The organism is Paenibacillus anseongensis, from assembly GCF_009757995.1.
GTDB classification, from domain to species: Bacteria; Bacillota; Bacilli; order Paenibacillales; family NBRC-103111; genus Paenibacillus_E; species Paenibacillus_E chondroitinus.
In genome coordinates, this window is the sequence record NZ_WSEM01000008.1 from 186,621 (window position 1) to 208,939 (window position 22,319).

A 22,319-nucleotide genomic window follows, 5' to 3' on the forward strand; every position below is an offset into this window, starting at 1 on the left:
TTTATTATCCTTTGACCGAACCGGAAATACCTTCAATGAAATATTTTTGAAATATAATAAATACGAGGATGACCGGCACCAGCGAAATGGATGCGCCCGCCGCCATACCGGACCAGTCTATCGTGTGCTCGCCCGCAAATGAAAACATACCGACCGCAAGCGTACGCAGTTCGGGTTTATTCAGTGTAAACACCAACGGAACGAAAAACGAATTCCAGGTCCAAATGAACTGCATAATGACCGTGGTCGCGATAATCGGCTTTGATAGTGGCAGCATGATCTGCCAAAAGATCCGGAAAAAACCACCCCCGTCCATCTCCCCGGACTCCTCCAATTCCTTGGGTAAGCCATGGAAATAAGCCATAAACAACAGGATGAACAACACATGGGCACCGGAGGATTCCGCCAAAATGACACCGGGCATCGTATTGAGGAGTCCCAACTGTTTCACGATCAAATACACCGGAATAATGGTATATCCCTTCGGTATAAACATTGTAGCACTGAAGATAAATATGAGCAGCTTTCTTCCCGGGAAGTTGACGCGACCGAGCGCATAGCCAGTCAACATGCACAGTAAGGTGACAATAACAACTGTCGATACCGTCACGATCACCGAGTTTATGAAATAATCGGAGAAGTGGCCAACCTTCCAAGCGCGTACATAGTTCATCCACTGCATCGATTCGGGAAGGAGCTTTAAGCCCGAGGTGATATATTCCTGATTCGTTTTCAAAGAAGAGAAGATCATCCAAATAAAAGGATAAATCCAAATGAATCCGAAGACCGTCAGCAGGATATGAAGCAATCCATTCGCCAGATGACCTTTTTTTCTTGTCATCATCCCCTGCCTCCTGCCTGCTGCAGCGACTTCACTAGAAGACCAAGAAGTGCAGTCAAAATAAATATGGCAACGCCAAATACGATACCGGCCGCCGACGCATACCCGATCTGCGGGAAGCCGCTTGTGCTGAAGGCGAAATTATAAATGTACAGATCCACCGTCTCTGTCGCGTAGAAGGGTCCTCCGCCCGTCAAGGTTTTGACTAAATCGAATACATGCATACTGTTGACTACCGTTAGCAAAAGAATTACAGCGCCTACCGGGGCAAGCAGCGGAAGCGTTATGTGCCGCAGCGTTTGTACGCCATTCGCTCCGTCTGTTTTCGCCGCTTCGTAAACATCCTTCGGCAAAGATTGAAGCCCGGCCAGCCAATAAACGAGCACCATGCCGAAAAATTTCCACGAGCCGATCAGAATCAGCACGACCATTGCCGTATCGGCCTGACCCAGCCACGGAATCGGTTTGGAAAGGACCCCCAGCCCCATCAGTGCCTCGTTGACTAACGCATTTTCGTTGCCGAAAATGAATTTCATGACGATTCCCACAGTTGAGGTGGTTGTCACAACCGGTAAAAAGTATACCGTCCGGTAAAATACCTTGCCTTTAAACAGCGCCCGGTTCAAAACGAGAGCAAGCATGAGTGTAGTGGGCAATAAGATTAAGGTCTTAGCTGTCATGTAGATAAGACTGTTGCGAAATGCGTTCCAGAACGCTTGTTCATGAACTAACTTGATGAAATTATCCCAACCGATAAAATTTTCAAGAGGACCGAATCCACTCCACTCGTAAAAAGAGTACACGTAGCTCATCACGATAGGGTACACGGTGAACGCGAGGAAAAATAAAACCTGCGGTCCGATCAAGGCATAGGCCCATAAGTAGCGGATTCGCATCCGGCGGGAAACCGGCCATCGAATCATGGATGCAGTGCGACTCACGGAAGTTCCTCCTTCTGGGCTGTAGCTCACAGCAGTAATCAGGCAGCCTTGGGCGTAAGCCCGCCCTCCACTGCCCTGCTGCCAGTCGCATGCGCTTATTTTTTCAACTCGTTATATTTGTCTGTCGAATAAGGTTGCAGCGGGGTCCAGTTGGGGAACTGGTAATCCGACGTCTGTACCGGGGTTCCGGACTTATTCACTTTGTCGATGGATTCCTGCAACGCTTTGTTATAACCTGACGTCAATTGAGAAAGCTGGGCTTTCACATCCTTGACTTGGCCGGCTAAATATCCTTCTAGAATTTTACCGACCGTTTCCTTCGGTTTCTTCCCATTCAGCTCGGTATTCACTTGTACAGCTGCACGGTTGCGTGTGAACGGGTGCGGTGAAAGGACAAACGTTTGGTCTTGAATTTTCTGGGCTTCAACGAATGGAGGATTATCAATCTTCACCGTCTTGTTCTGATCGACAATCGGTGACCCCTCGACGCCAAGCTCCAGCTGTTTCGTGTAGTATCGATCCATATAAAACTGCAGGAACAGTTTGACTTCCTCATAGTGCTTCGTATTTTTGCTGACATGCAGCGTCGCTTTCGTTTCCCCCTGGAACGCATAATATTGAGGTTTTCCGTCCTTCGTCGGCAATGGGGCGACGCCAAAATCGTTAAATTTGTTATTTTGCTGCAGCTCTGAGGACAAGAACGTGCCGTCGATGACGAAGGCCGCCTTGCCCCCGGCAAACAAACTGGATGCTTCCCTGTAATCGATAACCAGACTGTTTGGATGAAGCAGCTTATCGTCCTGAAGCTTTTTAATAAACTCGATGCTCTCTACATATCCCGGAGAATCAAATTCATATTGTCCTGTTTTCAAATTAAAACCGTCATTTGGGACGACCTCCGGCTTAATTGCCGTCGCCATTTGGCCTATATAACCACTGGCCAGCCAGTCAGTTTTAATTCCCAAAATTAAGGGATATACGTCACTGCCGCTTTGTTTGATTTTGTTTCCGACCGCCACCAAATCGTCCCAGCTCTTCGGCACGTCTTTCTCGGATAAGCCTGCGTTTTTCAGCACATTTTTATTGTAATAAAGTACGTGAGCGTAACGGCGCGGCGTGAAATGAGGCAAGGCATACACTTTTCCATTCAATGTGGTAAAACCCTCTGTCCAGGTTCCCTCGTAAAACTTATCCTTATAACCTTGTACGGCATCGTCAATATCGCGAATAAGACCAAGACGATTCAATTGATCGACAGGAACCGCATTGCTGTTGGCGAAAATATCCGGCAGGTCGTTGCTAGCGACTGCGGCCTGCAATTGGGTCCCGTATTGAGAGGAAGCGATTGCGGGCAGCTCTACCTTAATATTCGGATATTTATCCGAGAATTCTTTGATTGCCTGCTCCAGTGCTTGCTGTGACTCCGGCCAACGATGCCAAAACTTGATCGTAACCTGCTCTTTACTTTGACCTTCTACCTTCTGCTCGGTTCCACTTGTGCCATTATTCGAGCAGCCGCTGATGGCCATCCCTGCAGCCAGCAGGAATACAAAGCTAGTTAACCCTCTTTTTTTCATAGACCCTAACCCCTCCGACAAAATTATTCACATCGCCGGTCTTCCGGTAGACATCCACTTAAAACACATTGGTATACTTGGTTTTAATGTAATTTCATCATACGGCATTTGAAGACTGCTAACAGCGAGAAAAATTTAGCCTATAGGCGAATTTTTTAACCGTTTATTTTTCTCCAAAGCTTGATCCATGCTGTTTCCGGTAGTCCCCCGGCGTCATTCCCCACTCATTTTTAAATAATGATGTAAAATATCGATGATCCTGGTAGCCTAAGCTTTCGGCAATCTTGACAATTGACTGGTCTCCAGAAATCAGAATCCGCTTCGCCTTCTCCATTCTCTTCCGTGTCAGGTACCTGACAAAGCTTAACCGTGTTTGCTGCTTAAACATGCGACTTAGGGTTACCGGATGTACGCCGACCTCCGCCGCCAGCGATTCCAAGGTAATGTCCATGTCAGCGCGCAGCTCCAGAAGACTCAATGCCTTTTCGAACCAATCAGCGGAGCCTCTAGGAACAGTCACAGGATGCAGCTGGTCAAAGCGCTTCATTACCCACTCTTGCAACCAAGTCCTTAGCTCCTGCCAAGTTGGATACCGCTCCACTTCCCGCAGCCATACCTCCTTAGGCCCATACTCCAAAATGTTAAAGGTTTGCCCTTCGGTGAAGTCCGAATCGAGCAGAGAAATCAGCTTCGCGCATTCCTCACGAACCACATTGGCCTGCAGACTCTGAAGCTCCTGTATCCAAAGGGACAGATCTTCATTCAATTTCTCCCGATCCGCTGCCTTCACTGCTCGAACAACATCCAGCCTAAGTCCGCCTGCTGAATCCGCATTCGATCGGAATCGTCCACGATGGAAGACATCTATATCAAAAAAGCGTTTCGTTTCCCAGGTTTTCCACTCCACCGGCCACAGTCGGGTAAATTCGCCCGAATCCCGAAAGCTCCCTCCACTGTAAGAGGGCTCAGCCGTCACAATCAGGACTTTCTGCCCTTGGCATTCAAATCCGCAAATGGCTTTAGCATGCGTTTCAGCATGAACCACTTCATCTTCGAATAGAATCAACTTCCGAACACGATCGTCGAACCAGTAAGTAATGTTCCTATAGAATAAACCTTCGATCATTGTTGTCCCCAGCGCGCCGTTCAGTTCCATTCCCAGCTGTTCCGTCAATCGATCATAGGTCAATTGTACGACCTGCTTGATTTCATCGACATCAGCGGGTTTAAGCAAATAGTCGGATGCACCGAAATGTACTGCTTTCTTCGCATACTCAAAGTGGTTGTAGCCCGTCAGCATGATAACTTTTGTCTTAGGCAGCGCGTTCATCACATTCGCCAACATCTCGAGACCATCCAATTCAGGCATTCGAATGTCCAGAAAAACGAGTTCGGGACGTATGAGCTTGATTTGCTCCAGTGCTTCGTACCCATAACCTACATCAAAGACATTGGCATAGGGGTGGGATTCCGTTAATTTCATTACGATGCTGTGCCGAACTTCTTTCTCATCATCCGCTACACAAATTTTCATATGAAGCCACCTCAACAGCTATTTTTATTGTAAACTAACAGAGAATCCGCCACCAAAACTACAAATAACCCCCCGGAAGGAGAATGCTTTGTGCGCAGCTCACTCCGAGCCCTGCCACTTTCACTAAAATACAAAATTTTAGTGATTGTGCTTATTATTACGATTATACCTATCTTACTCGCCAGTTTAAGCTGGCATTATCAAATGGTTCGCTCCAGCCTGCTTCATTCTTCAGCCGTCTCATCGGAGTTCGCCCGCTATGCGGCCAGAGAGGTCTCGCAATCTGTTCAAGAAATTAACCAATCCCTGGACCCGCTTGTGATTGATTCGAGTTTTCAGAAGTATATGACTATCCCTAAAGATGATATTGTCAGTCAAGCCGGCAGTATCCTTACTTTTCGCCCGAAGATAGACCCCTTGCTCCAATCCCATCCGGAAATTGAGGGCATCATGTATATAGATAAGGAAGGCAAGATATTATATAATTCCAATCAGAAAAGTATGAATTATAATTATGACTTTGCTTCGGATCCGCTTTTTAAGAAGGCAGCTTCCATGTACAAGCCCGTACTGAGCCAACTCCATCAAACACTTTATACACTTGGAAGCCCCCAAGAAAGCATTTCACTTATTAGGCCGATTACATACCTGATCAGTGGAGAAATTAATGCGTGGCTTATCGTTGACATCAAAGCTGAACATTTTCGAAGCCTTATGAATGGGGCTTACGAATCTGGCGACGGTCAGATTTTATTATATCACCCTGCTAGTGGAAACGTCATATCCAAACAACCTCTTTCCGGAGAACTTCATAACGATCTCGAACTCGCCCTTCATAAAGGCGGAGTACCGAACGAAGAGCTCTTATTTGAATCAGAGGGTGAACACTTTGAAGTTATTGCCCAAGAAATTGTTCCCGCAGGCTGGCAAATGGTCTTATTAACCCCCTTCGACGCAATCACGCAGGGCGTTAAAGAATCCAGGCTGTGGAGCTTACTCATTGCCTTTCTTAGCATTATCGCCGCGTGTTTTATCGCGTTTCCGTTGATTTCCGGGCTGCGGCGAGTCGAACACCAACTGTATGCATCCAAGGTGAAAGAAAAAGAAAAAGAGCTGCTGCTGCTTCAGGCACAAATCAATCCGCACTTTCTATTTAATACCCTTGAAACGATTGAATCTTTGGCAATGAAACGGAATGGTGAAGCGGTCCGCAGCGTGGTACAGAGCGTATCGCGAATGATGAGATATAACGCAAAAAGTGATCACGGCTGGTCAACCCTGCGCGAAGAAATGACGTTTGTTACCCACTTTCTAAAAATTCACCGGTACCGAAACGGCGAAGAAGTCGCTTGCGATTGGGAAGTAAGCCCGGATCTATTGGACTTGCCGGTTATGAAGCTCATCATCCAACCGTTTATCGAGAATGCTCTTAAATATGGTTGGACGCCTGTCATGAAGGCAGATGATTTCAAGTTAACCGTTCATATTCATCGACAAGAGGCCTGGCTTTGCTTCCGCATTGCAAACACAGGCAACTCCATCCTGGATACGGATTTAGAGAAAATCAACAAGATGACTCGTGGAGAAATGGAGGACGACGATCCTTATTTTCATCAACATACCGGGATATCCAATGTGTATCAACGGCTTGTACTCTCCTACGGCGATTCGGTCCTGATGCATTTCTCCAAGCTGCCTGAACATGGCACCACCGTGGAATTTCAGATTCCTTTCAATACCTGAACCACTGGCTAAGTCTTACTGGAACTACAGGGCTAGGCGGAATAACGTCTTCTGTGTCCGTTACATATAATTGCTACTGGGGATACCGGTGGTTGAGATGGTCCCCTGCTTGCGCTCGGACAAACTGTTGCGGCATTGTTTTTTTACAAAAAAACTGCCCCTACGGTCATTACAGACCTTCGAGACAGCCTTGTTCCCTACAATATCCAATACAACGGAATAACAAGCAACGATATAAAAATCCCGGTTGCCGCCATGGCGAAACCACTGACACCGGCCTGCAGCTCCGATTCCTTGACCAGCCTGGCGGTTCCGATCCCATGCGAAGCCGTTCCGATGGCGGTTCCAATCGCGATATCGGCCCTGACGCCGCACAGCCTTAACAACTCGGGGCCAATCATGCTCCCTATCAGGCCTGTTAACGTTGTCACGATAACGCCTAGCTCAGGGATGCCGCCCAAATGGCGGACGATCTCTACTGAGATCGGTGTCGTCACCGACTTAGGGATCATCGTGACCCAAATGTTTTTCGCTGCTCCCAAGCTCCAGGTTATGCCTCCCGCACAGACTAACGCGCTGATGGATCCGGTTGTTAGCCCGGCCAGAATTGCCGGCAGGTTACGGCCAATCGACCTGGTCTGCTTATAAAGCGGTACTCCCAAACCTACCGTAGCCGGACCCAACAGTAACGCAACATAGTCCCCGCCAACCCGATAAGATTCATAGGGAATGCCGCAAATAAGCAATATCGCAATAATACCCGCCGATGTGATGAAAAGGGGATGCACCTTGTTCCACTTTTTGTGCAGTCCCTGTGCGATCGCATATACTATAAGTGTTAATGAAACGCCAAACATCGGCTGTTGAAAAAAGGCATTATCCACCCGACGAAGCCTCCCTTTTCTTCAGCATAGCCGACGTCACCCAGCCGCTGACGAGCAGGCCAACGAGCGTACTGACCACGAGACTGAGCGCAATCTGGAGCAGCATGCTTTGGAGCAGCGGCCATATGGCCAAGATCCCCACGATATAGGGAACAAAAAACGCAAGCATATGGCGCAGCAGAAACTGCGTGCTGGCTTCCACCCATTCCAACCGGACGATGCCGCTAAACAGAGCCAGCGTAAACAGGAGCAACCCGATGACATTACCGGGAAGCGGAATGTAGGCGAAATGCTGGAGCGCAATTCCCAGCATGTTGAATCCCAGCAAAATGGCAAAACCACGCATTGAAATAACTCCTTTTTATTTTTCGAATCGACGTGCCAATTCAATATCCGCTCTCACATCTTCCAAGTAATAAGGATACCCGAAGGTGCGTTTGACTCGAGCCATAAAGTAAGGCTTGTTATGCAAGCTCCAGTAGTAACCAAGTTTTTCCCAATGTATAGCTGCCTGCTCCAATTGCGTAACGGCCTCGGCCTTATGCTCTGTATGTTCACTCAGTCTAAAGCGATTAAGCGCAAGAGAGGCTTTGAATTTACAGGCATAATACCTAGACATCTCTACGTAGGCAAAAAGATCATGAAGTGTGCATGCTGCATGACTGCAGCATAACTCACCAAGCTCGTTGGACAGCTTGATGGCGACACGTTCGGTTTGATCGGCAGCCTCTTGCAGCAGATTCAAGATATCAGCAGGTGTTTCACGGTACTCTCCGAACAGTCTCTCTGCACTGTCTTCCCGTTCTGCTTTTGCATATTCGGATATGGACATAACACCGACCCCAGGCATGGGTACAGCGTTTACGAAATCCAGGATTGTCTTGAATCCACTGACTTCTGATAAGCAGCTTTCAGCATGCCACTGGAAGTCATAATCGATCCAAAACAAGCGGTTGACAGCCGGTATAACCGAAGATGCGCTTCGCAAGCCTTCCAAGAATAGAGGCGCATGAACCGGACCATAAAGGGGCTTCAATAGATGCACCCAGACATCGTCACTTGTCTCAGGGTCGTACGACAACCGGCCCCAGAGCTGGAACTGGAAGATATGCCGTTCAAAATCATACTTCCATGTCTTGTGCCCATGCTCAACATGTTGAAAATCGTTGCCCCACAAGTAGCCGTCTGCTCCCCAGTAGAAGCCTTTCACATGCGGTTTGATCATTCCCTTGACATAAGCGCGGACGTAATCCGGATCTCCCCATCGATGGGTGAATACGTCGTCGTTACGAACCGTGTACAGAATGTTGGTCTTCTCCAGGTCGATGCCCTCCCAAGCATCCCAGAGACGCTCAAATTGAGGTTCCGGATGGGAATAGCAATGAGCATTCGAATATTTCCAGCTGATATAAAATTGGTTGGAATCGAATTGGCTCTGCACCATTTCTTTGATTTCTTTGCCCGCATTTTGCATATTGGTGCGATGAATAAATGGGATGTCTCTTCCCGACTGTTTGATTGCCTCCACATACGTCTCGACAATCCACTTCTCTCGCTCATACCCATTGCCGTCCATCCATTCGCTGGCTGAAGTCCCTAACCCTTTCAACTCAGGATAAGTGAGCAGCAGTTGAAGCACCATTTCACGAATGTAGTCTCTAATCAATTCTGATGCACCGCGAAAGCGATTCAGCGGGTATCCCACCCGGTGGATCAGGTTATCGTACATATTGCCGAAATCTCCTACCGCTTCAGGGAGCCCCAGACCTCTCGCCACTTCCGGGGTTATACGAATGTTCCACGTAAAGAGATAAATGTCGATCCCTCTGCTGGCGGCATAACGAAACATCTCCCGGAAGAACCGGATGTTCTGATTGATTTCTGAATCGCTATACGGATTTGCGTCTCTGAACTTCGGAGAGACAACCATTCGATCGTAGGGATGCTCTGACCACAAGCTTAAACAGTTGTATCGGTTTAGCGCGAGCATATCGATATAGGCTTTCCAAAAGCCAATATCCATGCACGTTCCCTCATTCAAGACAAATGGATCTCCCGAATCAAAAGGTGCGTACGGCAAATTAAATTTAATACCGCGCAAGCGCATTGCCGGCTTACGGTACATCTCTTCCCCATCCGCCAATTCCGCTCCACGTGCCAACCGTTCTGCGTATTCTAGGCAACCGTACATAAGTCCACGCGAATCAATACCTTCAATGCGGATCAATTCCCCTTGGCGGGACAGGCGAAAGGCCTGCTCTTCACCAGGGGATTCCCCTTTCTGTATACGCAGTTTTTGAACAATAATTCCCCGTTCAGGCATCAGTACCGAGCCCTTACCGTTATACTGCTCAACAAAAAACTGACCCTTCACTTCCAGACTCTTCTTGATTTGATTCATCCCGAACAGGACCATCTCATCCTGGTGGTCATAAACGAGTTTCATAGACGTCCCTCCGCTTCATTAGAAATTCTGGTGATTTTAACGGTATATTTTGACCAGTGCCTGCGTACCGCTGCTCTCTTCCCCTGCCGCAGCCAACTTCTCATACAGCGTCTTGGCCAGCGATAACCCGTATGCCTCAAGCCCCATATCCTCAGCTGACTGCAAAGCAATGCCCAAGTCCTTGATCATATGCTTGACATAAAACCCAGGCTCATAATTGCCTTGAATAATCCTTGGTGCAAGGTTGCTTAACGACCAACTGCCGGCAGCTCCGGTTTCTATACTTTTCAGCACTCTGGCAGGATTCAAGCCCGAGCGTTCAGCATAAACAAGAGCTTCGGAAACTCCCATCATGTTGGCTGCAATCGCGATTTGATTGCACATCTTCGTGTGTTGACCAGCGCCTGCTGCTCCTTGATAAACGATATTGCTCCCCATCGCCTGAAAAACAGGCAGGACGGCTTCGAAAGCCTCTTCGTCACCGCCAACCATGATGGATAGTTTTCCGTCTCTTGCCCCAATATCTCCGCCCGAGACTGGTGCGTCCAACGATTGTAGTCCTCTTTGCCTAGACTCCTCGTAAATTCGCGCCGCTAATGCTGGACTTGAAGTCGTCATATCAATCAAGTAGGAACCTTGTTTCGCAGCTGCTACAATTCCAGAAGGCCCTAGGAAAATCTCCTCCACATCACTCGGATACTCGACCATGGTAATCGTCACATCCGCATGGCGAGCTACGTCCGCAGCGCCTTCTTTCCATATAGCGCCCTCATGCAGCAGGTCTTCCGCCTTGCTTTTTGTTCGGCTGTATACGTACAGGTCATATCCGGCCTTCATTAGATTTCGAGCCATGCTTTTACCCATTACACCCAGACCGATAAAACCGACTTTGACTTTTCCTGTTGATGCTAATTCATTCATGTTCATACCCATCCTTTGACATTCAAATTGTTGGTTAAATTAGCCTGTGATCACCCTGCGATCATCCTTTGACAGAACCCAGCATGACACCTTTGGCAAAATGCTTTTGCAAAAAAGGATAAACAAGCAAAATAGGAGCCATAGCCAGCATAATAGCCGCCATGCGGATCGTTTCCTGAGGCACAATCCTGTCGTCTCCGCCTGCGCCCGCTTGTCCGACACCGGTGGAGTCCGAATCGATGACAAGGGATTTAATCAACACTTGCAGCGTCCACTTTTTGGAATCCGAGATATAGATGAGTGCATTGAAGTACGTGTTCCAATGGGAGACAGCAAAGAACAGCATAAAAGCGGCGATTGCCGGCATCGACAGCGGGATGATGATACGCAGAAATACCCCAACCTCCGTGCACCCGTCAATGCGTGCGGATTCCTCGAGCTCCGGCGGGTGCGACTCCAGGAAGCTCTTAATGACAAGCAAACTCCACGCGCTGGTAAGCGTTGGCCAAATTAACGACCAATACGAGTTCAGCAGTCCCAGCTGCTTGATGAGCAAATAACTCGGCAAGATACCCGCATTAAACACCAGCGTGAAAATAACGGCTGCCAGTAAGATCTTTCTTCCCGGTAATGTTTTCTTGGTCAGCACATAAGCGAAGCTGAAAGAAACAATGAGATTCAAGATCGTGCCGATGACCGTGACGAACACCGTGCTTTTCAGCGCATGGATGAAGCTGTTGGTCGATAAAATATATTTATAAGCGGACAAGGACCACTTGTCTGGAAACAAATAAAATTTCAGCGGGATGTACACCTTCGGATCGGTGAAGGATACGCTAAACACATAAATAAACGGAAACAAACACACAATCGAGATCAAGGCCAACAGAGAATAGTTCACATAATCAAACATGGTTAGTTTCTTTTTGGCAACAAAGCTCATCGTTCCATCCTCCCTTTTTCAACCCCTGATCACCTCAATATATCCCTTCGTGCCCCAGCTTCTTCACAATATAGTTGGAGACCAAGACCAGGACCAAACCGACCACGCCTTTAAACATCCCAACCGTCACACCAATGCTGACTTTCCCTTGCAATACGCCAATACTGTAGGCATACGTATCGAATACTTCCCCTACGGAAGAAACAAGTGGGTTCATCATGAGAAGCACTTGCTCGAAGCCGACATCCGCCATATGCCCGAGACGCAAAATCAATAAAATGATAATTGTGGGCCGGATGGCAGGCAGCGTAATGTGCCAGATTTGTCTCCAGCGGCTTGCTCCGTCTACGACAGCTGCTTCGTACCGTTGGGGATCTACCCCGGCCATGGCAGCCAAGAAGATAATTGTTCCCCAACCGGCTTCCTTCCACATATTTTGTGCTGTGATAAGCGCCCAGAAATAATTAGGATTGGATAAGAAAGCGACCGACTCATGCCCCCAGCCCGTAATGACTTTGTTTACGATCCCCACATCCGAAGATAGGATGAAGAATGTTAGACTGACAACGACTACCCAAGACAAAAAGTGTGGCAAATAGACGATAGATTGGTTAAAACGTTTAAACGCCTCGTGTCGCACTTCATTCAGCATTAATGAAAGTACAATGGGAACGGGAAACATGAAGATCAAACCAAAGATGTTGATCGCAAACGTATTGCGCAGCATGATATAAAAGTTGGGATCCGAAAACAGCTCGACAAAATGCTTCATCCCCACCCATTCACTTCCGCTGATTCCTGCATAGGGATTGTACTCGGTAAAGGCCAGCACCAGCCCCCACATCGGAGCGAATTTAAAGACGATGAAATAAAGCACGCCTGGTAAAGCAAGTAAATAGACATATTTGTGCCGGGCCAAATTTGTCCAGCTGCGGGAGTGGGTCTTCGCCATAGGTTTGGTCGTTAACTCTGCTGTCGACGGCATCATCTTGCACCTCTCTTTTTATATTCCTGGATGTTCTGATGTTCTACGTTCGAATTCATGTAAACCCTTTCAATTCAATCCTTACTATATAACCGGACTGTTAGGCATCCTATAGACAATTCTTGAAAAGCCCGGTCAGGCGGTTCGAACGTCAAAAATTGTCCTTGCAGCAAAATCTGTCCGGTATCCACGATACATCCTAGGGGAACTACAGGCTGCTATTCCAGTAAATTCAGCCGTTTCCGAGTACACCCAAAAGAGGCTGCCCCCGCCATTGCCATGGCTTTCGGAACAACCTCCAACTGCTGTTAACGCTGACGTGTCCGAAAACTACTCGGAGACATTTTGATAAACCGTTGAAAGATCCGGTTCAGGTTACGCTCGGAATACCCCACGGCCAGCGCGATCTCACTTACGTTTTGATCTGTTTCCGTGAGCAGCCTCTTCGCCTCATCGACCTTGCACTCCACAACGAAATCAAGGAAGTTCACACCCATCTCCTTTTTAAAAAGACGGCTTAAATACGAAGGGCTGAGCCCTACTTGCTCGGCGCATTGCACCAATGACAAATCGCTGCCGCAGTTCGCCCGAATATGCTTGCAAACCTGTTGGACAACGGATTGACCCGATTCATTCCGGTAATTCGTTGTCAGCCAGATGTACATCGGAAATAAGCTGCCTGCAAACCAATCCGCGATTTCCTGCGACGTCTGCCTGGTGTGAAGCTGCCCAAACCAGTCGTGATCCAAGATATCGAGAAGTGTGGCCCCTTGCTTTTCCAAAGATGAGATGAGCGTGGATAGCAGTAAATGATAGCTTTGATAAATAAAACGATAGGACTGAGAAGCGCGAATCGCTTCGGAAAAAGCGGCCAAACCTTCCGCTGCCAGATCCAGTTCCCCTTTATCCAAAGCGTCAATAATGGCGGTTTCGAATTCCCGAGGGTAGCGGAAAGCCGTCATCTTCTTCTCATTTTCCAAATGTTCAATAAACAGAACGTTTTTCGTATGGTTAAAAATGCGATACTGCAGCGCGCTTTCCGCCTCTTTACAAGAAACGGGCACATCCTCGATATGAAAGTAGAATCGGCCGACACCAGCCGTCGCCTTCATCGACAGATGCTCTTTCAAGGAGTCGCAGACGGATTCCGCATATTCTTCGGTAAGACGAAGCATCTCATCTTGCTCCGTATCGGCCCTGAACTGCAGCAGCGCTACCCCCCGGCCTCTGTCAGGAATCACATACCCGCGCACGCTGGGATAAGTCTGAATGATTTCTTGCATGACATTGGAGATGACAAAGGCAATGATCCCTTTTTCATCCGGCCGAAAACGCTTCTCCCTCGCAATATTATCGGCATCCACGATGATGACGACATTCGTAGCATGTACGGTAATGCCATTGGCTTCACAATCACGAAGCAGCGGCTCTTTTCTTAAGTATTCTCCGTTAATCAACTGCTGAAGAAATTTCTCCCTCAGTGTAGGTTGAATGCTAGCCATAAAACCACCTAGCTTTTCCGTTTCCATGTTTAGAAAATCCAGACATTCCTTGATATAATCGAGTTCGTTTTGTTTATTTTGGATTTGCCCGATCCTCAGCGCCTTGCTATGCTTCATCAACTGCCCGATGGGGTTATAAGCCCACTTGGAATTGAAATAGGTCAATACGACTCCGAAAGTAATGAAAATAAACAAAAATAAAAGGGTCACGTTGCGTATCCAGTTCAGCTGGCCGGCAATGGTTTTCTCAGGTACGATGGTAACGTAAATTCGCCCGTATATATTTTTGGTATATAGAAAATGCGCTTGTTCCCCATCGATGCCTTTGCTCAGGAAACTGCCCGTATTGCTGCTTCTATCCTTGATACCGTCTATGCTGCCCAAACCTTTCATTAAGGAAAGAACCTGATCGTACCCCAGCTCCCCACTGCCAGGAATAACCTTATGATGAATGACGAACAAATTCTGTCCCATCGGCAGTAAATACGTATCGGAATCCAAAAATTCACTAATCGCAGACTTTTCAATTTCAAAAGCAAGAATACCTTGCGCTTGACCGTCCCCCATATTAGGAAGCCGGCGCGCAAATGTCACATAACCATCCTTCTGCGCAGAAGGCAAGTAGGCCCACTGAGAGAGCTCTTCACTGGCAATGATTGTATCAATATCATTTTTATAGGGGTAACTCTGTTTTTCAATAACTCCATAACGGTTCGATAACACCACATTTTCCATGGTATTATAGAAATAAATTTCATTAATAAAGCTGTCACTATTTTTGACCAAATTGATTTTATCCAGAAAATCCCTGTGCCACAGCCAGCTGTTGTCTTGATTCGGTTCTAGAAAGAACCCCGATAGGATAGGGTCGACAGCGAGTTGAAGCGATTCCTGCTCAATGGTCTGAAAAATTCTCTCCGCACGATCCTTCATGCTCGATAACGATGAATTGCTTTCGTTCATGATTTGCTCCTGCGCCCGGTTCATAGCGAATTGATAGTACACTGCACTAGCCAGTATTAAAGGAATGCAAACAGAAATGCATCCAAGCCAAATCAGCTTATACAAATACCTGCCATGACTGGTGACATGTTTGGAACCTGACTGACGAATGTGTTTTATCCAGTTAATCATAATGCCCCCCACATCCATTTGCTTGTTTATACGGTCTGAGTATACTTCGCTTTGTCCTAAGACGAACCCTTTGGCAGCAGGTATTCATTTAAGCCCTTTCATATAGCAAAGAGGAGTCTAAGGCCTTAGCCTGCGATCTCCTCCAGCTTATTCTTATTTGCCGAAATACTGCTTGTAGCTTTCCGCAAATTCCTTGTACGCTTTCTTTAAATCCTGATTTTCATTCAGTTTATCTACATAACCCTTGTACTCTTCCATTGTAATCTGGCCAACAATCGCTTTCGTCGCCATAGCCTGCCATTCCTTCTCATACTTTGGCCACACGTTTGTCCACGTAGTAGAATTGATGATCGAAAACGGATTTAGCTTGCCAACTTGCCCATAGACTTCGACTTCTTTCATTTTGGCATCGTTGTAAGCTTTCGGCGCTGATGGATTGAGCACTTTCATCTTGTTGTTGAACGCCAGTGAAAATACCTGATTCGCATTGGTGGTAACCTGTTTGACTCCAAGATCCGTCAGCTGTGGTTGGCCATCTACGACCTTATGGTGAACACCTTCAATACCATAATAGTTGAAATCCGTGTATTCAGCCGTCGTGGTTTTCTCAAAATAATCTAGAATTTGCTTCACTTTGGCTTCCGGCACCTTTTTGGAAATATAGAATGCGCCGAATGTCGGGCTTGCCAAACTGACTGTCACACCGCCTGGTCCTTTAAGTGGCGGGAGGGTAATGACTTTCGCATCAGGCTGTGTCTTCTGGTTCATCTGCTCCCACGTATAATCGCGCCAGATATTTCGTACATAGGAGGCGGCGCGCCCAGTTGCGTACATTTCTTCCGCTTGTGTTTTCTTCATCGAAGAGAATTCTTTCGCCAGAATGCCGTCTGCATACAGTTTGCGAAGCCATTCGACCATTGCGGTATAATTAGGCGTCAATTGATTTTTGATCAAGCCGCCGTCTTTATCATAAACCGGGTCAAGCGCGCCGAAAGCTCCCGAATACGTATCATCACCGTCAGCCAGTAGGAAGCCGTGACCGATGATGCCAATCGTATCCTTTTTACCGTTGCCGTCTACGTCGCTGTCCACAATCTTCTTCAGATCTGCCGCATACTCATCAAGCGTTGTAGGAATAGGCAGGTTCAGCTTATCCAGCCAATCTTTGCGCATTTTAATGCCCAAATCGATTTGTGGACGGTTGCGAGGAATGCCGTATACCTTTCCATCTAATTTCATATAGTTCCACACGTTCGGGCCACTATTATTTTTCATGTTCGGGTATTTGCTGAAATCGCCGAGGAATGGCGTCAAATCCCAGAAAGCTCCTTGATTGATGGCCTGAAGCAATGTAGGTCGGGTCATATTGGTGGATACAATGATTTCAGGTAAATTCCCTGATGCCAGCACCAGGTCGAATTTCGTATCATAGTCGCCAGATGGAACCCATTCCACATTTAATTGGGTATTGGTTTTCTTCTGCCATTCCGTCCAATACTCATCATTCATGTTCGGCACATCCGCATAAGAAGGAACGAGGAATTGAAGTTTCAATGGCTCCGCTGATGCTGGTGTAGCCTTGTTCGAATCCCCCTGTTTCGCCGCATTGTCTGCACCTCCCGCCGGTGCACTGTTCTCCCCACATCCTGCCAAAATGCCAACGGAAAGCATGCTAGCCATTATCATACTGAAACACTTTCGATAAAACTTCGACATCGGAACCCCTCCTCAAGTTATTTCGAATCGCGTGACCATTCGCAAGCACGCTGTATTTCGGTAACGCTTACATTCTTTATTCTAGCTTCTCATCCGGAAGCACGTTAGTGACACTTCTTGTTCTTGCGGCCATTTGGAGCCAACCGCAAATTTTGTCCGGGCAGCAATAAACTGTCTGCTCCCCATTGTAGCACGGGTTGCAAGCCTCTTAATAGCGCGAAGTTACCATCTTCTTACGGGTGTAGAATTCAACCCCGTCTCTGCCATTGGCATGCAAATCCCCATAGAAGGATTTCTTGAAACCCGAGAATGGAAAGAAGGCCATCGGCGCAGGCACTCCGACATTAATGCCCAGCATGCCCGCATCGATCTGCTCGCGAAATTGCCTGATCGCTTTTGCACTGTCTGTATACAGACACGCGCCATTGGCAAATTCCGAACGGTTGGCGATCTCAATCGCTTCCTTCAAGCTGCTTGCGCGAACAATGCTTAAGACCGGTGCAAAAATTTCATCCTGCCAAATTTTCATATCGGTTTGCACCCCGTCAAAAATCGTCGGGCCGACAAAAAATCCGCTCCCCTGTGCCGCCGCCACATCTCGTCCGTCCACGACCATTGAAGCTCCTTCGCGAATACCCGCTTCAATATAGTCGATCGTCCTGTCTTTATGGGACGACCGGATAACGGGACCGAGGAAGACATCGGGTTCAAGCCCATTGCCGATCTTCATCCGACTTGCTGTTTCCTGCAATTTATTAACCAGTGTGTCAGCGATGTCTCCTACGGCTACGACGACCGAACAAGCCATACACCGTTCGCCGGCCGAGCCGAACGCTGCACCCAAGATATTGCTGACCGTAAGTTCCAGATCGGCATCAGGCAGGACAATGCTATGATTTTTGGCTCCTGCCAGCGCTTGAACTCTCTTGCCATGAGCCGCGGAGGATTTGTACACATACTCCGCAACAGGTTGGGAACCTACAAACGAGATAGCTTGGATGTCTGGATCTTCAATCATCCCGTTCACGATCTCCTTCGAGCCGTGGACAATGTTGAGCACGCCATCCGGAAGCCCCGCTTCCGTGAACAACTCTGCCAAACGGTTCGCTAACAGCGGAGTTCGTTCCGATGGCTTCAGAATAAACGTGTTCCCGCAAGCAATCGCCAACGGAAACATCCAGCATGGCACCATCATCGGAAAGTTAAAGGGCGAGATGCCCGCAACGACACCAAGCGGATACCGGTACATGCCCGATTCGATACCCGTTGCAATGTCGGGCAACTGGGAACCCATCATCAGCGTTGGTGAACCCGCCGCAAACTCGACGCATTCGATCCCGCGCTGCACTTCGCCATAGGCTTCCGTGTAGCTTTTGCCGTTCTCCTGCGTAATAAGCCGGGCAAGCTCCTCCCAGTGGTCTACCAAGAGCTGCTGGTATTTAAAAAGAATGCGCGCACGCTTCGGCACCGGGGTCTCTTTCCAGGCAGTGAAGCTGCTGCGTGCTGCTTCTACTGCCGCATGTAAGTCACTGCGCGTAGACAGAGGGACTCGCGCAATAGGTTCTCCTGTCGCCGGGTTCGGCACGATCTCATACGACGGACTATCGGACGGAACCCACCTGCCCCCGACATAATTTTGTAAAACCGGAATCGTTGTCATCGCGCCGCTCCTTCTTCTTTCTTTAATTCGTAATCGTAGCAAATTCGATATAGAGCTTCAATTTCACCTGCGGTTACAGCTCTCGGATGATGGCCGGGACTTCCGCTGGCTATCGCGTCAGCCGCCATCTGTGGAATCGCCTTGTCAAACGCCTCGCGCTCGATTCCCCACTCACGTAAGTTCGGAATTTTCATGAGGCTGCATAATGTCCGAACCTCCTCCATGACGGCGGTTGACAGCCTGTCTCTTCCGCTATTAACGAGGTCGGGTCGCATCACGCGCCCGATCTCAGCTAGACGCTCATGCGCATAGCCCGATGTAAATTCAAGGACGGCAGGCAGCAGCATCGCGTTGGATATTCCGTGAGGAACGTGGAATAGCGCTCCCAGCGGTCGGGACATCCCGTGAATCAAGGTCACCGAAGCGTTGGAGAATGCGGCACCCGCTAACATAGAGCCAAGTGCGATTTGAGCGAAGTCTTCCGCATCCCCCTTTTTCGCGTAACAGACAGGCAAATGTTTGATCAATAAGGCAATGGCTTGCAGAGCCCAACCGTCACTTAGCGGATTGGCCTTCCGGGACCAGTACGCCTCGATGGCGTGGCACAATGCGTCGATCCCCGACGATGCGATGACGGACGGAGGGCACGACATGCACAGCAGCGCATCTATGATCGCAACCTGCGGCACCAGCTCCGGCTGGGCGATCATCATTTTGACATCCCTTCGGGTATCAATGATGACCGTCACTTTCGTGACCTCAGAGCCTGTCCCCGCCGTCGTTGGTATGGCAATTAACGGCAATGGCCGATTCGCGAACTTTTTCATACCGCCGACATAGTCTCCGATATATCCTGTGTTCGTCATCATGGCAGCAGTCGCCTTGGCGGCATCGATGCAGCTGCCTCCTCCCAAAGCGACAATCACATCGCACTGTTCCTCCCGGCAGATGGCAAGCGCTTCATCCACATGCCGGTCGGTTGGCTCCGTCTCAACACCACTATAGATCGCACAGGAGAAGCCTGCTTGTTCCAAATAGTTCCTGCATGTCTGGACGTGGCCGATTTGAGCCATAACGGGATCGCTAACGATTAGAGCTTTGCTTCCCAGACTCGATGCATAAGAAGCCACTTCCGAGAAAGCACCTAGTCCTATGCTGATTCTCACCGGCATCAAAATCTCATGAATCATGCTTGGCACCCCCTCATTCGAAAACAACGACATCATAATCCAAGATACTGGACACGACGACAGAAACAGCATTTCCTTCTCTGGTCATCGTTAACTGGCTATGGTCGGACAACCGGAAAGCTCGATGTGGCTCGAAACCATCACCTAACGGCAAACGAATCGTCACGTCACGTGCCGGAATGAGTTGTCTAAACATTCTCCGTCCGCCATTTACGTTCACAAGATGAACCAGACGCCGTTTTTCTTGAACTCTTAGTGTAGCCAGCAGCGTGTCCGGACCCTCCACCTGCAACGGCAACCGTTCCCTTGTCGTCCATAACACTGCATTCACGAGCAAAAGCGCCCAATCCGGATAACCGTATCGCGCAAACGCGGTATCCTGTTGTCCCGGAAAATAGACGGTTCGGCCGCCGCCAACATGCTCGCTGGCAATCAGCATTGGCATTCCGGTATCCGGCTCCAGCGTGTACGACTGCCCCTCGGGGAAAACGCGGAATGGCGCGGACAACGTCAACGGCACGTCGGAATCTTGGTCTGCGGCGACCCGGCAATAAGCGTTTGAAGCCGGTATGACCGATGTATCCCCAAGCTGATCCAGCAAAGGATGCGAGGAATTTTGTACATTCAAGTAGCTTTGCTTATATACACCATTCTCCTCTCCCATCACGGAATTCGTGCTTATATAGGAGGCACCTAATAAATTTGCCAGTAAAAAGTCTGAGCGCTTGCTGCCATCCGTATCAAACAAGGAAGTTTCAAACGTTGCGATGACACTGCCGCCGTTCTTCGCATATTGCTTGAGTGCAGCAGCTGTCTCTTCCGACATGCAGGCAGTGGAAGGCAGAATGATCGTCCGGTATTTGCCGAGATTCCCCTTCTTCACGACGGCATCCGAGATGATATCAAACGGAATGTGATGATCCGACAACGCCAATTCAATTCCTCTGATCGCGTCGACATAGTTAAGCTTTGGCTTCTCTTTTCCATAGTAAAAAAGAGTATCCTGAGAATATACGATGGCTACGTTTGCACCGGATCGGTCATCGTTATAATATGCTTGATTGTCAGCTACAAAGTGATATAGCGATTTCACAGCCGGAAAACCTCTCTGATCCTGATGCCCCTGAATCGGCCCTCCGGATAAATTCAAGATGGCATTGCCCCCGTTGGCGTAAATCTGGGCCATATACACCTTTTGCTCAGCTGGTGGCACAGCATTTCTACGCCACGGCCACGCTTGGAAATAGGAGGCCAGCACCCAAGGCTGATGATCGCTGACATTGTCCAGGAAGTTCGCTTCCTCCGCAGGCCACAGCAGAAAGTCCCAATGGCTTGACTCCCCTTCCACACGAATCCGGGTTTGCGCTTCCACTTGAACCGCGTCGATATAGGCCGCCATTCCTTCAATATCTAACGCGCCTTTGGTCGTCCATCCCGTTTCCCCAAAGCACACGCTGTTGCACATCACCGGCATATTCGGATCAAGCGATTTCACTAGGTCATACAAAAATTTGGAGCGCTCCACGACACGCTGCTGCCGCCACCGTTGGAAAGTTCCCCAGACAGGATCGTTCCAATCCTCTTTCACCGGAATTTGGCTGCCGGCATAAGCTCCGAATGCTTCTCTGCAGCGGGCACAGTGACAAATGCCGTTCCCATAAGAGGAAAAGCCGTAGCTTCCTCCGCCGAATTTGATGCCGTCGACGTCGTAGCGCATCACGATTTCGCGTAAAATTTCCGCTAAATATTCATTTTGGTATCCGCTTAGCGGACATGCGATATAAAAATCGCCCAAATCCTGATTTGCTTTAAACGGCTTGCCTTCATGGTCACAGGAGCACCAATCCGGATGTTCCAACGCAGCATTGCCCGGAATCAGACTCAGGTCCATTGCCGCCACTGCGCGGATATCATAAGATTGAACCGCTTTCACAATATCCCCTGTCAGATCCCGATCACCCAAAAAAGGGCTTTTTCTGATCGACAAGTTGGTAGGATGCACCGTCACATACCCTGCGCAAAAAAACGACAGCACATTTACACCGAGTTCGTTCAAATCTTTCGCAAAACGCTCCGTGTCAAAATCAAGACAATCGATATCCCTGATTGTCAGATGTACGCCTCTGCTTCGCTTGCTCAACCAATCCGATTTTGCCATATTCATCCCCCAATATGCGTAGTGTGAACTCTGCCCAATCTGATTATAGATACGGTTAATGCCGCATCCTATAGACACATTTTGTTACGATGCCTCTTCTCTTGCTCAGCGCAATATTTGTCCAAGAAGGCATAATCTGTCCTT

16 protein-coding genes are annotated in these 22,319 nt (G+C 48.5%); 1 reads left to right on the forward strand and 15 read right to left on the reverse strand.

Annotated features, from left to right (window positions below):
• Nucleotides 1-4 precede the first annotated feature (4 nt).
• From GON05_RS08635 to GON05_RS08650, 4 genes are all read right to left on the reverse strand, one after another.
• A complete protein-coding gene (locus GON05_RS08635) occupies nucleotides 5-844 on the reverse strand; it encodes a carbohydrate ABC transporter permease (protein WP_246238934.1) in 840 nt (279 codons plus the stop codon).
• On the reverse strand, nucleotides 841-1,782 hold the full coding sequence (locus tag GON05_RS08640; protein WP_157318772.1) for a carbohydrate ABC transporter permease: 942 nt from the start codon (nucleotides 1,780-1,782) through the stop codon (nucleotides 841-843). Before GON05_RS08640 ends, GON05_RS08635 begins: the two co-directional genes overlap by 4 nt.
• 95 nt (nucleotides 1,783-1,877) lie before the next feature.
• Nucleotides 1,878-3,359 (reverse strand): ABC transporter substrate-binding protein, encoded by a 1,482-nt coding sequence (locus GON05_RS08645; RefSeq protein WP_157318774.1) that lies wholly within the window; start codon nucleotides 3,357-3,359, stop codon nucleotides 1,878-1,880.
• Nucleotides 3,360-3,522: 163 nt separating this feature from the next.
• Nucleotides 3,523-4,893: a response regulator transcription factor gene (locus GON05_RS08650; RefSeq protein WP_157318776.1), complete on the reverse strand. Its 1,371-nt coding sequence runs from the start codon at nucleotides 4,891-4,893 to the stop codon at nucleotides 3,523-3,525.
• A gap of 90 nt (nucleotides 4,894-4,983) precedes the next feature.
• Between GON05_RS08650 and GON05_RS08655 the strand changes: the two genes are divergently transcribed.
• Nucleotides 4,984-6,636 (forward strand): cache domain-containing sensor histidine kinase, encoded by a 1,653-nt coding sequence (locus tag GON05_RS08655; RefSeq protein WP_157318778.1) that lies wholly within the window; start codon nucleotides 4,984-4,986, stop codon nucleotides 6,634-6,636.
• A 197-nt stretch (nucleotides 6,637-6,833) separates the two neighbouring features.
• On the opposite strand, the gene GON05_RS08660 is transcribed toward GON05_RS08655, so the two are convergent.
• The 11 genes from GON05_RS08660 to GON05_RS08710 all read right to left on the reverse strand — a co-directional run bounded on the left by GON05_RS08660 (nucleotide 6,834) and on the right by GON05_RS08710 (nucleotide 22,175).
• The gene (locus GON05_RS08660; protein WP_309491782.1) at nucleotides 6,834-7,520 is read right to left on the reverse strand and encodes an LrgB family protein; all 687 of its coding nucleotides are present in this window, start codon (nucleotides 7,518-7,520) and stop codon (nucleotides 6,834-6,836) included.
• Entirely contained in the window at nucleotides 7,513-7,866 is a 354-nt protein-coding gene (locus GON05_RS08665; RefSeq protein WP_157318780.1) for a CidA/LrgA family protein, read from the reverse strand. The genes GON05_RS08660 and GON05_RS08665 overlap by 8 nt, the downstream gene beginning before the upstream one ends.
• A 15-nt stretch (nucleotides 7,867-7,881) precedes the next feature.
• The gene (locus tag GON05_RS08670; RefSeq protein WP_157318781.1) at nucleotides 7,882-9,966 is read right to left on the reverse strand and encodes a hypothetical protein; all 2,085 of its coding nucleotides are present in this window, start codon (nucleotides 9,964-9,966) and stop codon (nucleotides 7,882-7,884) included.
• Between the two features lie 36 nt (nucleotides 9,967-10,002).
• Nucleotides 10,003-10,887 carry an NAD(P)-dependent oxidoreductase gene (locus GON05_RS08675; RefSeq protein WP_157318783.1) on the reverse strand — a complete coding sequence of 295 codons (885 nt, stop codon included), beginning with the start codon at nucleotides 10,885-10,887 and terminating at the stop codon, nucleotides 10,003-10,005.
• 61 nt (nucleotides 10,888-10,948) lie between these two features.
• Nucleotides 10,949-11,830, reverse strand: coding sequence for a carbohydrate ABC transporter permease (locus GON05_RS08680; RefSeq protein WP_157318785.1), 882 nt, complete (start codon nucleotides 11,828-11,830; stop codon nucleotides 10,949-10,951).
• Nucleotides 11,831-11,864: 34 nt separating this feature from the next.
• On the reverse strand, nucleotides 11,865-12,782 hold the full coding sequence (locus tag GON05_RS08685; protein WP_397369560.1) for an ABC transporter permease: 918 nt from the start codon (nucleotides 12,780-12,782) through the stop codon (nucleotides 11,865-11,867).
• 341 nt (nucleotides 12,783-13,123) lie between these two features.
• Nucleotides 13,124-15,451: a helix-turn-helix domain-containing protein gene (locus GON05_RS08690; RefSeq protein ID WP_181646228.1), complete on the reverse strand. Its 2,328-nt coding sequence runs from the start codon at nucleotides 15,449-15,451 to the stop codon at nucleotides 13,124-13,126.
• A gap of 153 nt (nucleotides 15,452-15,604) precedes the next feature.
• Nucleotides 15,605-17,167 (reverse strand): type 2 periplasmic-binding domain-containing protein, encoded by a 1,563-nt coding sequence (locus GON05_RS08695; protein ID WP_157318791.1) that lies wholly within the window; start codon nucleotides 17,165-17,167, stop codon nucleotides 15,605-15,607.
• 208 nt (nucleotides 17,168-17,375) lie between these two features.
• Nucleotides 17,376-18,827, reverse strand: a complete 1,452-nt coding sequence (locus GON05_RS08700; RefSeq protein ID WP_157318793.1) for a CoA-acylating methylmalonate-semialdehyde dehydrogenase — start codon at nucleotides 18,825-18,827, stop codon at nucleotides 17,376-17,378.
• Complete coding sequence (locus tag GON05_RS08705) at nucleotides 18,824-20,014, reverse strand: iron-containing alcohol dehydrogenase (RefSeq protein ID WP_181646273.1); 1,191 nt, start codon at nucleotides 20,012-20,014, stop codon at nucleotides 18,824-18,826. The genes GON05_RS08700 and GON05_RS08705 overlap by 4 nt, the downstream gene beginning before the upstream one ends.
• Before the next feature lie 16 nt (nucleotides 20,015-20,030).
• Nucleotides 20,031-22,175, reverse strand: coding sequence for a beta-galactosidase trimerization domain-containing protein (locus GON05_RS08710; protein WP_181646229.1), 2,145 nt, complete (start codon nucleotides 22,173-22,175; stop codon nucleotides 20,031-20,033).
• Nucleotides 22,176-22,319 lie beyond the last annotated feature (144 nt).